The following is a 12,486-nucleotide window of genomic DNA, read 5'->3' as shown; positions in this document are numbered from 1 at the left end:
ACAAAATCATATCACAATTAGATCTGAAATCAGTAACGTCTTTGCCATTCAGCTTCAGTCAACACATTAGATAATTTCCCCATGAAATTATGATAGAACACATCATAAGCCAGCACATTTTTGACGTAAGAGCGTGTTTCAGAAAAAGGAATACTTTCAATAAAAGCGATAGCATCAATGTTTCCCGCACTATTGGTTAACCAACGTTCGACATTTCTGGGGCCTGCGTTATAGGCAGCACTGGCGAGAATACGGTTATTACCAAAATTCTGATAAATCGATTCCAGATATGCAGTGCCAATTTTGATATTTATGGCCGGGTTCATTAATTGGCTGCGGCTGACATAGCCATCAATTTTTTTGCTCTTTACCGTATGTTCTGCTGTTTTGGGCATCAGTTGCATTAATCCGCTCGCTCCTTTTGAAGACTGGGCTTGTGGGTCCCAGGCGCTTTCCTGTCGCGCAATAGCCATTGCATAACTTTGTGAAATACTTTTATCTGAAGTAAAGTGAGCAAATTCATTTTGCCACGCTAAAGGAAAACGTTCTTCGAGATGATCCCACATCTTGCCGGTGATCGTCGCCTGAACACTCAGCGCAGGCCAATTTTGCTCAAACGCATAACGAGCCAGTTGTTCTTGTTTAGTGCTGTTCTGCGAAGAAACTAAGTTGATCCATTCTGAGCGGGCCAGATCATCCATATTCCAATACATTAATTCACGGACCCGCTTAATCTGCGGTAACTTCGTGATGGAAGCATCAGGTCTTTCTGACTTATTGATCACCAGAGGATAGGGCATATGTAATTTCTGTGCTGCTACCATAGGGTAGAAACCACGATGCTCCATCAATTTACGTAATATGGCGTCTCCTTCCTTTTTCTTACCGGTATTCAGCAGGACAATCGCACGCCAATATTGCCATTCATCTTTTTGCAGGACATTTTTAGGTAACAAGTTTAACCATTCCGCCAGTCCTTTTTCATCGGCATCCCGTAGCGCCAAACGAGTACGACGTTCAATCAGGGCGCTGGAGTGTGAGTCTTGTATTGCATTATCCCGCCATTTTGCTTGCTCTGGTGTAATATCTCCCATTAATTGCCATGCCACGATGTCCTTTAATCTCTGTCTTTCCAGGTTATTCATTTTTTGTGCTCGTGCAATGGCGGTGAGACTGAGTCTGGCCTGCTCAGCATCTTTACGGGCAAAATGAGAAAAGGCATTGATGACCATGGAACGGGTGAAGTCAGTTGGTCTTATTGTTCTGGCAAAGTATTCAACAGATGCGGGGTTACTTTGCAATTTCAGTAAATGAGTTCTTAAGTTGCGATAATTCAAGGGCAAGCGCTTGATAAGATAACTCGCCAGGGTTGCATTATTCTCCTCTACTGCTAATTCGATACGCTGCAATATTAAACTTACGGATAAGTGTCCGGAGCGTTCCCAGACATTCAACAAATTATCGCAATCATCGGGCAATGAGTTGCCACGTAACCAAATTTCCTTAGCGCCTTTCCAGGCAGCTTTCTGGTTTCCTATTGCCCACTTAGCAAAGTAATAATTACAACGTGCTGCTACGGTATTGGGTGCATTGGGACTGAATGCCAGAATGCCATACCAATCTCCGTCATTTGCCAGAGAATTGATGTATCGGGATGACAGAGAATGAGCGGGTGGCAGGGTCGGGTAAGTGGTCATGAAGTGACGAATCTGCTGAGGAGAAACAATTTTCAGGTTATGAACTAATTGACGATACTCCAGATAAGGATACAAAGGGTAATCCTTTAATGTTGGCATCAACCGATCAACTTCTGCCATATTTTTCGCATCCCACGCGAGTTTTATTGCCTGATAGCGCTCCCGCTGAGCATCCAGAGAGTCTGCATGAGCCATGCCAATAACAGAAGCCAGACTAACAGTCATTATAAAATGCTGCCATTTACTTATAGTCACATACTCCTCCAGAAGATTGACCGGTAGTGAACGAGATATAAATTGTTTTAATTATAATAATATTGATGTGATTTATCACAACGATGAGCGTAATTGAACATAATGCTAAACAGGCAGCAACACGATCGGCAAAATTTAAGGTAAAATACCCTATCCAAGCCCCACAAGCGTAAACTAATATTAAATATTTCCTTAATTATCAAAAAGGTACATTACTTTGGCTCAATATGTTTATAGTATGCACCGGGTTGGAAAAATTGTTCCCCCGAAAAGGCATATTCTGAAAAATATTTCCTTAAGTTTTTTCCCTGGAGCAAAAATCGGTGTTCTTGGTCTGAATGGTGCTGGTAAATCGACCTTACTGCGTATCATGGCAGGTATTGATAAAGATATTGAGGGGGAAGCACGTCCACAACCGGGCATCAAAATTGGTTATTTGCCGCAGGAGCCTAAACTCAATCCTGAACATACCGTTCGTGAAGCGGTGGAAGAAGCTGTCAGCGAAGTTAAAAATGCACTGACACGCCTTGATGAAGTTTATGCTGCTTATGCTGATCCAGATGCAGATTTTGACAAACTGGCTAAAGAACAAGGCGAACTGGAAGCGATTATCCAGTCTCATGACGGTCATAATCTGGATAACCAACTTGAACGAGCGGCTAACGCTCTGCGTTTGCCAGCATGGGATGCTAAAATTGAGCACCTGTCCGGGGGAGAACGTCGCCGTGTTGCGATTTGTCGCCTGTTGCTGGAAAAACCAGACATGCTATTGCTTGACGAACCGACCAACCACCTTGATGCTGAATCTGTAGCGTGGCTGGAGCGCTTCCTGCACGATTATGAAGGTACTGTCGTTGCTATTACTCACGACCGTTACTTCCTCGATAATGTTGCGGGCTGGATCTTGGAACTTGACCGTGGCGAAGGTATTCCATGGGAAGGTAACTATTCTTCGTGGCTGGAACAGAAAGATGCTCGTCTGGCACAAGAAGCTTCAACAGAAGCTGCTCGTCGTAAATCTATTGAGAAAGAACTGGAATGGGTTCGTCAGAATCCGAAAGGACGTCAGGCCAAAGGTAAGGCTCGTCTGGCTCGATTTGAAGAACTCAATAACGTTGAATACCAGAAACGTAACGAAACCAGTGAATTGTTTATTCCGCCTGGGCCAAGGATGGGGGACAAGGTACTGGAAGTGAGTAATCTGACTAAATCTTATGGTGATCGAGTTCTGATTGATAACCTGAGTTTCTCTCTGCCAAAAGGGGCGATTGTTGGGATTATCGGCCCGAACGGTGCGGGTAAATCAACTCTGTTCCGTATGTTGTCTGGTCAGGAACAACCGGATTCCGGCTCAATCACTTTGGGTGAGACGGTGAAACTGGCTTCCGTTGATCAGTTCCGCGATAACATGGATGACAAAAAGACAGTATGGGAAGAAGTGTCCGGCGGGCAGGATATTATGCGCATCGGTAGCTTTGAGATCCCAAGCCGTGCTTATGTAGGCCGCTTTAACTTTAAAGGTGTGGATCAAGGCAAGCGCGTTGGCGAATTGTCCGGTGGTGAGCGTGGTCGTCTGCATCTGGCGAAACTTCTGCAAGTAGGCGGTAACATGTTGTTGCTGGACGAACCAACCAATGATCTGGATATCGAAACTCTGCGCGCACTGGAAAATGCGCTGTTGGAATTCCCAGGTTGTGCAATGGTTATTTCCCATGACCGTTGGTTCCTTGACCGTATTGCAACACATATCATTGATTATCAAGATGAAGGTAAGGTAAGTTTCTTTGAAGGAAACTTCAGCGAATACGAGGATTACAAGAAGCGGACACTGGGCGCTGAAGCACTGGAGCCTCATCGTATTAAGTATAAGAAAATCAGTAAATAAGATTTATACTCTAGGATTTCAAGATGCAGCGCGACGGCAAGGGAGTGACAAATTCGTCAGGAACTAAAACTTGAAAGACGACGGGTATATTCAGTGAAGATAAGAAACGGCCTGATATCAGGCCGTTTTCGCTCTTTTAAGGAAACATACAGTTATGACACCATAACTCTTTGCTCTTGGAAGGATTCATAAGTTTTAATGACTTTACCTCTTTCTAGAGTAATCATACTATCAGCGTATTGAATCAGGCGCTTATCTTGAGAGGCGATCACGACTGTGCCTTTCTGCTCATGTGCGATAAATTTAAAGATATCAACAAACATCTTTAATTCTTGATGGTTTAAGTGACGAGTCGGTTCATCTGCAAATAGATACTCAGGTCTTCTTACGAGTGCTTTTGCCATAGCAGCTCGTTGTCTTTCGTTTTCAGAAAGCTCTCCTGGATAGTAACGGCTCTTGTCACTTAATTTCACAATATCTAACGATTTCTGTGCAATTCTTACCGCTTGTTCTTGAGAAAGAGATAACCCGTAAGAGTTGGATAATAACAAGTTATCTAATAGCGTAAGCTCACTGGATAAATTAAAATCCTGAAAAATAAACCCACTATTTTTCGAATGAAATTGACCTAACTCGGAATCACTCATTAGTTTTAGCTTGTTATTATTGATTAATACATCTCCTTGATCTGGTTGTAACATACCCGAAGCAATCGATAGCAATATGCTGTTGGTTGATGTCTTCGGCCCTGTTATCAAAGTAATTTCACCTGGTATAATAGAAAATGTGATGTCTGAAATCATTTCATAATTAACTGTATTATCAGTTAGACCATATGAAATATTGATAACTTCAATCGATTTAAATTGATTTAAGTTCATATTCTCAACACAATTAGGTTAAAAAGTTAAAGCTTTTTCCTTAAATATGTTATCTAAATTTATTGGCGGCTTATTAATATCAATAAGACATTGTACAAGTTTAAATAGTTCACGCATGAAATATCTCGACAATACAAAACTTATGTCAATTATTATTTACAATTATTATATAATAAATGAGATATTTCTTAGTCTTAGAGTTAAATGTTAACGATATCCGCTATGACTGAGAAGAAGATAACATAAATAAAAAGGTATAAATTATTCTGTTTTTATTCCAATTTTATAATAAGGAAAAAAGTCATTTTACTCATGTCAAAAGGCTAATATTTTTTACATCACCTCCATCCTTAATAAAAATCACACGGAAATTATGTGGTTTTTGTTGATAATAAATGAATTTTATATAGATAAATCAATAGGTCCGTTAATTAAATGACTTATTTCTCGACAATTCAAGCCTAAACAGTAAAACCTAAGCATCAAAAAATATTATTATCACAATTTATTTTATTACTGATGAAAAAATAACACAATGAAATATTTAATTATAGAGTGTTTTAGAATAAAACATGAAATAACAAAAATTACTATAGAAAATAAATCATCTTAATTAATCATTATATAGTAACCATTCAGGTTATTAGTATATATGTCCTAATTTTTCAAGTTGCCGCCTGGTTATCTGCGCTTATTTATCTGCTTTATCTGTCATTGCGGCTACTTGAAATCTATTGATATAAAAATGAGTTATGCCATTAACATTTCCTGAACAAGTTCAACACAGCGAAGAAAACGTTGATCATAATCAGGTGAGTTAACACAGACATAATCAATGTTATTTTTTTCCAACAAGCTTTTAAGCAATTGCTGAAACTCTTTACGTTCTTGTTCATTGCCCAGGCTTCTCAGTCCATCCGCTACCCAGGGAGTGTTATTTTCTAAGAGAATGACCAGATCAAATCGATATTCATCAATCATTGCCTGAACAAAGGGATGTTCTTTCCCTTCATAGCGTTTGCAAAATGCCTGTGTTGTGACAAAGTCAGTATCAATAAAGGCGACTTTGTTGGCATATTTTATTGAAAAATCAATGTATTGTGCTTGACCTAAAGCGATTTTATCGTAATCGGAGTATTGCAGAGCCATTTCATCTCCTCCTAAATGAGAAAATACATACTCACGCCCATACTCCCACGCACTTGTCGTGTTAAACATATTCGCCAGTTTGTTTACCAACGTAGATTTCCCACTTGATTCACCACCAAGGATAGCGACAGTACGCACAAAAAACGGCTTCACTTCTGTCGGAATATATTCCCAATAGTGGAAAGGAGCCTGCCGTATCTGACTTCCACTGATATTCATGAATGAACGTTGTGGGTCAATAAGGATAGTTTCAATGCCAAAATGCTCTTTATAGCATGGGACATCCTGTGCTTCGCTGGAATAGATATAGTCAGGATTAATACCTTTTGTGGACATGAATCGTTTTGTACTTTGGCTCCAGGATTCCCAACCGTGTGGATAGGGCTCCATACCTTGCTCATCAAAAGCATGGATGTGGATATTTTTTTGGTATTTAAACGTTTGCAACAGCCATCTCAGACGGTCACTGACCGTAGGCTGTTGAGACATTGAGCTATTGATAAATAGCTCCCGATCCCGTAACTCGTCATAGCAGAGAATGACGTGCAATTCATCGACTTGGCTGGATGCTCGCTGGATCAAATAAATATGCCCGGTATGTAACGGGTAAAATTTACCAAACACGACACCGATAGTTTTCTTTTCCATAGGGTACGCCAATCCTAAATATTGATGAAGAGATGCTAATTTCTGCGCGCTCGGACTTTTTATCTTGCCGTTAATAAGTTGGCTTAAGTAGCCTTTTGTCATACCGCATGCATCCGCGACTTGCTGTAGTGTGTGATTCGCCTCTTTGATCACCTCTTTTAAATAGTCAAACTGTCCCATACATCCTCCTTGTTTAGTATACTAAACAACATAGCATGCTTACTGTGAAAGGTAAAAATAAAATTAGTCATAATTAAATTTTTAGCTAACTCCGGGAATTAGGTAATTAGACGATGATTAAATAAAAATTATATCGTCTGTTTCCTCATATATTCATGATTAGTCATCCAGTTCATCAAGAACAGATAGAGCATCTGTTAATTTTTTGACTCCAAAGACTTTCATTCCCGGTAATGCTTTTTTCGGCATATTAGCATAAGGCACAATTGCCCGTTTAAAACCGTGTTTAGCAGCTTCTGAAATACGCTCCTGACCACTGGGAACAGGGCGAATTTCCCCGGCCAGTCCAACCTCACCGAATACCACTAAATCACGGGACAAAGGGCGATCACGAAAGCTGGAAACCAAAGAGAGCAGTAATGCAAGGTCAGCGCTGGTTTCAGTGACTTTTACCCCACCGACTACATTAACGAAGACATCTTGATCTGCCATTTGCAAACCACCATGTTTGTGCAATATCGCTAATAAAATTGCCAGGCGGTTTTGCTCAAGCCCCACGGCTACCCGACGAGGATTAGACATCATGGAGTGATCAACCAAAGCCTGAATTTCCACCAGTAAAGGACGAGTGCCTTCCCAGACAATCATAACGGAGCTGCCTGAAGTGATCTCATCACCACGACTCAAGAAAATGGCGGAGGGATTATTCACTTCCCGCAATCCCTGTTCGGTCATAGCGAATACTCCTAATTCATTGACCGCACCGAAACGGTTTTTATGACTACGGAGAGTACGGAAACGAGAATCGGCTTCACCATCCAGCATCACCGAACAGTCTATACAGTGCTCTAATACCTTCGGACCAGCCAGAGAACCATCTTTTGTCACATGGCCAACCATGATGATCGCAACACCACGGGTTTTAGCAAATCGGGTTAGATAAGCCGCTGTTTCCCTGACTTGTGCCACACTGCCGGGTGAAGATTGGATATCAGCCATGTGCATAACCTGAATAGAGTCAATAACCATCAGTTTAGGTTGTTCCTGTTCGGCAATCAGACAAACCTGCTCAATGCTTGTTTCCGACAACATGTTCAGTTTATCCGTCGGCAAGCCTAGCCGATGTGCTCTCATTGCCACTTGCTGCAACGATTCTTCACCCGTTACATATAAGGTTTTCATCTGCTCAGATAGTTGACACATGGTTTGCAGTAACAGGGTACTTTTGCCTGCGCCCGGATTACCACCTATCAAAATGGCACTACCGGGTACGACTCCACCGCCGAGTACACGGTCAAACTCTTTAAACCCGGTAGAAAAACGAGGCAATTCTTCCAAACTGATTTCGGAAAGTTTTTGTACTTTACTGACTCCGGCATCTCCTGCATAACCGCTGAAACGATCATTGCGGGAAGAAGATGAAGTTGCGGCCAAACGCACTTCTGTAATGGTATTCCATGCCTGACATGCAGTGCATTGCCCCTGCCAACGGGGATAATCCGCCCCACACTCGTTACAGACAAATGCCCGTTTTGCTGCTTTTGCCACTGTATACTCCCTGATATAACTGCTCTGGGCAGCTAAAAAATGAATTTAACGCTCTTCGTGTTTTAAGCCGCCGCTCAAAATACACAAAACACCCATCAAATCCGCATGGCGAATACCCACTTTAGCGTGTGTATATACTTTGGGTTTCGCATGATAGGCAATACCCAGTCCTGCCTTGCGGATCATTTTCAAATCGTTAGCACCATCCCCGATTGCCACAGTTTGGCTAAGTGGAATATCCAACTCTTTTGCCAGCCGTAGCAACGTGGTCGCTTTATATTTTGCGTCAACAATTGGCCCTTTGATTTTGCCTGTCAACTTGCCATTTTTTATTTCGAGCTGATTGGCAACTGCGGCAAAAAGGCGCAATTGCTGGCGAAGATTATCGGCAAAGAAGGTAAAACCCCCGGATGCAATGGCGACATGCCAGTCCAGAGATTGTAGTTTGCGGACAAGGCTGGTTAAACCCGGCATAAGGGGGAGTGTATCCATAACTTGCTGTAATATAGCGGCATCAGCACCAGCCAGTTGGGCAACTCGCTGATGTAAGCTTTCTGAGAAATCTAATTCTCCCTGCATTGCCCGTTCTGTAATCTCAGCGACTTTGTCACCAACACCGGCCAGTCGTGCGATTTCATCAATACATTCAATCTGAATGGCGGTTGAGTCCATATCCATGACTAACAACCCTGGCGAACGCAAGCGTGGGATTTGTCCCAATGGAACAACATCCAGATGACATTCATCTGCTAAGCGTTTTATGCGTGGAGAAAGACTTCCTGCGATGCGAACAACTTGATAATCATCAATGCGCCATGAGGAAACGACAACGATAGCGGCTCCCAGACGATGCTGGAAATTACTAATGCGTTGTTTATCCAAATTGCGACCATATAGTAACCAACCACTGTCTCCTGCTCGGTAATCCAGTGGCATAACTTCATCCCCACTGAGGGATAACGGTAATCCCGGCCATTTATGGATTTCATCGGGTAAGTAACGATAGGCCAGATTGTTAGACATGAATATTGGCTCCTGTAATTCCATATAATTTTGGCAGGTAAAAAATGCTTTTCAAACTATCCTATCATTACTACATCTGGCAACATTGGAATGTTACGAGTTTGGGGGTGGGATAATTATGAGTAAAGCAAAACTGAAATTTCGACTGCACAAAACGGCAATTATTTTAATATGTATAGCACTGCTGGTATTGCTGATGCAGGGTGTTTCCTATTTTAGCCGTTCACAGCAACAAGCCCATATGGATCAGTTTGAAGATTTAGCGAATACGTTGGCAAAGCAGGTTGCATTCAGTCTGTCTGATTATATGGATAACGGCAGCAAAGATCTTAATAATAAGAAGATCATGGACAATCTGAACTATTTGACCAACAAAAGTCGCATTCTGGATGCCAGTGTTTATCTGGAAAATGGAACACAGGTCGCACGAAGTGGTGAACTTGTCTCTGTTCGTGAGCGGTTATCTTTGGATGGTAAAAAAGCAGGCAGCTATTTTAACCAACAAATTGTTGTTCCCATACCGGGCAAAAATAAACCCAAAGGTTTTCTCCGTTTGACGTTGGATACCCACAGATTAGCAACAGAAGCCAAGCAAGTAGATAACACGACTAATTTGCTCAGGGTTATGCTGCTGTTAGCATTGGCGATTGGGTTTATTCTTGCTCATAACTTGCTACAGCTTGCTCCTAGCCGTTGGCAGCAATCACCTTATTTGCTGACCGCTAATACTAAATCATCGGATGGCGAAGACAGAGTAGATAATTCCACCCGCTAGCCGGGTTGGATACTAAAACAGAAAACAATTCGGGGTGAAGGGCATGGTGCTGTTTTTAGTGATCATCGTAAAAATCCTTATCATCGTAATACAGCTTGAAGCAGATGGAATAGATCAGACAATGTAATAGTGCTGCTGCGATGGAGCCATAAAAAATGATGGCATGATGTGGAAGTGCCGAATGAACAAGAGGAGGATGCCCAAAACGGAAAACATACATATGAAAAGAAATCGCTAATATCGTTAGCATAATTCCGAAAACATTGTAATGGACATGGCTTGATAATAGGAACCGTTTTACTATAAAGAAAAAAGGAATCAACATTAATAGAGAAATTATTATGTAAGTCATTATCATTTACCCTGATACTATTTGAAATTTCACCATGAAAATATTTATGACGATTATTACTATAAATAACGTTTTCGCCGATCAGTTTATTCTTGCAGTTATTTAAAGTAATAAATCAAGAGTAGATCGTAATTTGTATATAGATAGTAAACATGGTTATTATTTATATTTCTTATAAGTTTGATTAGTTTTTTAATTATTAATGTGACAGCGAATTATACAGAGGTGTTTTATATTTCATTCTGTTTTAATAACTAGTCATTAAATTTTAATGGTAAGGCAATACCAATTATCAAAAATAATAATATAACCAAAAACGAATTTACTAATACAGAAAGTGGCTGTTTTGATGGTGTTGAAAAAGGCGTTTCAAAGTCAGGTTTTTTTTCATCTAATAAATATTTTTTATCGTCAATCTTAGAAAGTATTTCTTCAGCGCGTTTACGGTCAGAACGATGTACCAGTAGCTTTACTCCGCCAAATGCGTGGGAATACATATAATTATTCCATACCAGGCCTTCATCGATTATTCTTGCGTGGATACCCTCAGCTAACATTCTGCCAAGGATAATATTAGCCTCTATAGGTGACATAAAATTAGCTAAAAACTGCAAATATCCTCTTTGCGGAGATATGTTCCACATAAGCACCTCTCAATCATCTTTTTTATCAATTAGATACATTATTAATTAAATAACCAATTCTACTGAGTATAGTTAAAGTATAATTTAACATTCGGATACAAACACTAACTTAATACAAATAGATTTCAAACCACAGTTTAAGAAACGAAAATCTATCACAAAAAGTCATGAATAAAAAACTTTTCATTTAAACTGCCTGAACTCTGTAGGGAGCAGAATTCAGGCATGATTTTTCAGTTTATTGTATTGGATTCTCATTAAGATTTTATATGAGTTCTATCCTAAATTGAGCACAGTCAGATTATAAGTATCGGGATTGGGGCCGAGACGTTTACCTATATCCAACCTAGCGATGGTAGCCAGATCTTCTTTCTCTAATTTGAAATCAAAAACGGCAAAATTTTCTTTAATACGGTGAGGTGTTACTGATTTGGGAATAACAATCATGCCAGAATCAAGATGCCAGCGAATAACAATTTGAGCCGGTGTTTTTTCATATTTAACAGCCAGATTTTCAATTATGGGGTGGTCAAAAACACCTTTTCCACCGTGAGACAATGGGCTCCAGGATTCAGTTGTAATATGGTGGGTGGCATTCCATGAATGAAGCTGTCGCTGTTGCATCAGTGGATGCAGTTCGATTTGATTGATTACAGGTGAGACGCCTGTTTCTGATATTAGTTTCTGTAAATGTTCAATGTGAAAATTACATACACCAATACTGCGCACCAGTCCCGACTCTTTCAACTCAATGAATTGCTTCCATGTTTCAACATACTTATCTTGCTGGGGAACGGGCCAGTGAATTAGGAAGAGATCGACGTAATCCAGTTTTAGCCTATCCAGACTTTCTTGTAATGCAATTTGTGCATCCTGATGGCGATCATTCCACAGTTTGGTTGTGATAAAAATCTCTTCACGTGGAATATTGCTTTCTTGTAATGCTTTCCCTACGCCTTTTTCATTGTGATAAATTGCCGCAGTATCAATAGAACGATAGCCTACTTCCAATGCGGTGTGGATAGCGTTAACAACCTGCTCATTACTCGCTTGCCAAACCCCAAGCCCTAATTGTGGCATGAGGTTCCCGTCAACGAGTTTAATTATTGTCTGCTGACCCATTTTTACCTCCTTCAGATTTGGCATATCAGATGGACGCTTCGTAACTTCGCTTACTGGCAGCAAGCGTAATATCCTGGTGTTCACCTAACACAATCAAACCTTGCTGTTTTAGTTTTCTGAGCATACTCGGTATTGGACTGCCATCAAGTTGAAATTCCGAATACGTTCAGCATATTGCAGGAGTTTTTCATGTTTAGCATCCCATTTTTCTTACAGAAACAGTAACAGAGTCCACTCTATTCAAGGTTACTTAATTTTTCTGTCAGAATTCAGATCATTGACAATCATGATACCTGTCGGAGCGGACTCTAATTGTTTTACTTTTAG

Annotated in this window: 10 protein-coding genes; 2 read left to right on the top strand and 8 right to left on the bottom strand. The window is 40.6% G+C overall.

Annotated elements, in window-relative coordinates:
* Positions 1 to 29: 29 nt before the first annotated feature.
* Entirely contained in the window at positions 30 to 1,946 is a 1,917-nt protein-coding gene (gene sltY, locus Xind_RS06800; protein ID WP_047679173.1) for a murein transglycosylase, read from the bottom strand.
* 223 nt (positions 1,947 to 2,169) lie between these two features.
* Here sltY and ettA point away from each other — a divergent pair, with 223 nt between their 5' ends.
* Entirely contained in the window at positions 2,170 to 3,837 is a 1,668-nt protein-coding gene (gene ettA, locus Xind_RS06795) for an energy-dependent translational throttle protein EttA (RefSeq protein WP_047679151.1), read from the top strand.
* A gap of 152 nt (positions 3,838 to 3,989) precedes the next feature.
* Here the strand turns inward: ettA and Xind_RS06790 are convergent, their stop codons facing one another.
* From Xind_RS06790 to serB, 4 genes are all read right to left on the bottom strand, one after another.
* Positions 3,990 to 4,718 (bottom strand): ATP-binding cassette domain-containing protein, encoded by a 729-nt coding sequence (locus Xind_RS06790; protein WP_047679153.1) that lies wholly within the window; start codon positions 4,716 to 4,718, stop codon positions 3,990 to 3,992.
* Positions 4,719 to 5,468: 750 nt separating this feature from the next.
* Positions 5,469 to 6,695, bottom strand: coding sequence for a multifunctional transcriptional regulator/nicotinamide-nucleotide adenylyltransferase/ribosylnicotinamide kinase NadR (nadR, locus tag Xind_RS06785; protein ID WP_047679155.1), 1,227 nt, complete (start codon positions 6,693 to 6,695; stop codon positions 5,469 to 5,471).
* Positions 6,696 to 6,854: 159 nt separating this feature from the next.
* The gene (gene radA, locus Xind_RS06780; RefSeq protein WP_047678240.1) at positions 6,855 to 8,243 is read right to left on the bottom strand and encodes a DNA repair protein RadA; all 1,389 of its coding nucleotides are present in this window, start codon (positions 8,241 to 8,243) and stop codon (positions 6,855 to 6,857) included.
* Between the two features lie 45 nt (positions 8,244 to 8,288).
* Complete coding sequence (gene serB / locus Xind_RS06775; protein ID WP_047678246.1) at positions 8,289 to 9,266, bottom strand: phosphoserine phosphatase; 978 nt, start codon at positions 9,264 to 9,266, stop codon at positions 8,289 to 8,291.
* Positions 9,267 to 9,384: 118 nt separating this feature from the next.
* Here serB and Xind_RS06770 point away from each other — a divergent pair, with 118 nt between their 5' ends.
* Positions 9,385 to 10,041 (top strand): YtjB family periplasmic protein, encoded by a 657-nt coding sequence (locus tag Xind_RS06770; protein ID WP_187649717.1) that lies wholly within the window; start codon positions 9,385 to 9,387, stop codon positions 10,039 to 10,041.
* A 55-nt stretch (positions 10,042 to 10,096) separates the two neighbouring features.
* Here Xind_RS06770 and Xind_RS06765 read toward each other — a convergent pair whose 3' ends face one another.
* From Xind_RS06765 to dkgA, 3 genes are all read right to left on the bottom strand, one after another.
* Complete coding sequence (locus tag Xind_RS06765) at positions 10,097 to 10,291, bottom strand: hypothetical protein (RefSeq protein WP_246432474.1); 195 nt, start codon at positions 10,289 to 10,291, stop codon at positions 10,097 to 10,099.
* A 356-nt stretch (positions 10,292 to 10,647) separates the two neighbouring features.
* Complete coding sequence (locus Xind_RS06760; RefSeq protein ID WP_047678257.1) at positions 10,648 to 11,037, bottom strand: putative signal transducing protein; 390 nt, start codon at positions 11,035 to 11,037, stop codon at positions 10,648 to 10,650.
* A gap of 276 nt (positions 11,038 to 11,313) precedes the next feature.
* On the bottom strand, positions 11,314 to 12,159 hold the full coding sequence (gene dkgA / locus Xind_RS06755) for a 2,5-didehydrogluconate reductase DkgA (protein WP_047678263.1): 846 nt from the start codon (positions 12,157 to 12,159) through the stop codon (positions 11,314 to 11,316).
* Positions 12,160 to 12,486: the final 327 nt, after the last annotated feature.

This window comes from Xenorhabdus indica (assembly GCF_014467235.1).
GTDB classification, from domain to species: domain Bacteria; phylum Pseudomonadota; class Gammaproteobacteria; order Enterobacterales; family Enterobacteriaceae; genus Xenorhabdus; species Xenorhabdus indica.
Note: the sequence above shows the minus strand (reverse complement) of the source record. Positions and strands in the feature narration are given on the sequence as shown.

Bases quoted from the DNA above. Each gene is read 5' to 3' on its own strand.
- Xind_RS06790 (WP_047679153.1), bottom strand. From the start codon at position 4,718: ATGAACTTAAATCAATTTAAATCGATTGAAGTTATCAATATTTCATAT.
- nadR (WP_047679155.1), bottom strand. From the start codon at position 6,695: ATGGGACAGTTTGACTATTTAAAAGAGGTGATCAAAGAGGCGAATCAC.
- serB (WP_047678246.1), bottom strand. From the start codon at position 9,266: ATGTCTAACAATCTGGCCTATCGTTACTTACCCGATGAAATCCATAAA.
- Xind_RS06770 (WP_187649717.1), top strand. From the start codon at position 9,385: ATGAGTAAAGCAAAACTGAAATTTCGACTGCACAAAACGGCAATTATT.
- Xind_RS06765 (WP_246432474.1), bottom strand. From the start codon at position 10,291: ATGCTAACGATATTAGCGATTTCTTTTCATATGTATGTTTTCCGTTTT.
- Xind_RS06760 (WP_047678257.1), bottom strand. From the start codon at position 11,037: ATGTGGAACATATCTCCGCAAAGAGGATATTTGCAGTTTTTAGCTAAT.
- dkgA (WP_047678263.1), bottom strand. From the start codon at position 12,159: ATGGGTCAGCAGACAATAATTAAACTCGTTGACGGGAACCTCATGCCA.